Origin of the sequence: Seonamhaeicola sediminis (assembly GCF_004358095.2) — a bacterium.
In the GTDB taxonomy this organism is placed as follows: domain Bacteria; phylum Bacteroidota; class Bacteroidia; order Flavobacteriales; family Flavobacteriaceae; genus Seonamhaeicola; species Seonamhaeicola sediminis.
The window spans coordinates 1-979 of record NZ_SMZJ02000034.1; the positions used below are offsets into that span (position 1 = coordinate 1).

1 protein-coding gene is annotated in these 979 nt (G+C 34.3%); it reads left to right on the forward strand.

Going from position 1 to position 979, the window contains the following annotated elements; genetic code table 11:
* Positions 1 to 85: 85 nt before the first annotated feature.
* On the forward strand, positions 86 to 964 hold the full coding sequence (locus E1J38_RS14990) for an IS982 family transposase (protein WP_133357645.1): 879 nt from the start codon (positions 86 to 88) through the stop codon (positions 962 to 964).
* Positions 965 to 979: the final 15 nt, after the last annotated feature.

Sequence of the window (979 nt, forward strand, 5' to 3'; positions counted from 1 at the left end):
ACCCGTTGTGCATTATGATTTAAAAAGAAAAAGTTGTTCATCTTACTGATAATCAGTAAATTGTTTTAACCACAAAACATTAATAATGAACAACTTAAATGCAAATTACAAAAGAATATTGGAAGTTTTACGAAAAATATCAAAAGAACAGCTTTTAGCCTGTCAGAGACGCCAGCCCAAGCTCAGTGATTTAGAACTTATAGGTCTTAGCCTAACGGCAGAATATTTAGGGATTGATAGTGAAAATGATTTATTCAGAAAGCTACCATTAAGTATATCGGCTAAAATTGAGCGTAGTGTATACAATAGGAGACGGCGCAGATTGTCACACGATCTTGATTCTATTCGTGTAAAGCTAGCATCCTATTTCAATGAGTTTGAAAACTGTTTTATTGTGGACAGCATGCCTTTAGAAGTTTGCAAGCTATCGCGAAGTTCACGCTCAAAAATCTGTAAAGAAACAGATTATTCCAAGCCTGACAAAGGTTATTGTGCCTCACAGGGTTCAACTTACTATGGCTACAAGCTGCATGCGATTTGCTCCGTTAATGGGGTTTTTCATAGTATTGATCTATCACCGGCATCCGTGCACGATATCAACTATCTTAAAGATATTAGAACCCAAATTAGTGATTGTACCTTAATTGGAGATAGAGGTTATTTGTCAGCTGATTTTCAGCTCAACCTATTTGAAACCTGCAACATAAAACTCAATACGCCCATGAGGAACAATCAAAAAGATTACAAAAAACAACCCTATATCTTTAGAAAATCAAGAAAACGTATCGAAACTTTGTTTTCTCAACTTTGTGACCAGTTTATGGTCAGACGTAATTACGCAAAGTCATTTGAAGGGTTTAAGACTAGGATTCTGTCTAAGATAACGGCATTGACTGTTATTCAATATATCAATAAATTTATCTTTGACCGAAATATTAATAATATTAAAATTAGCATTATTTAAAATGCACAACGGGTT

What these genes read in the sequence shown, in the direction of transcription:
- E1J38_RS14990 (WP_133357645.1), top strand. Translation starts at nt 86, where the DNA reads ATGAACAACTTAAATGCAAATTACAAAAGAATATTGGAAGTTTTACGA.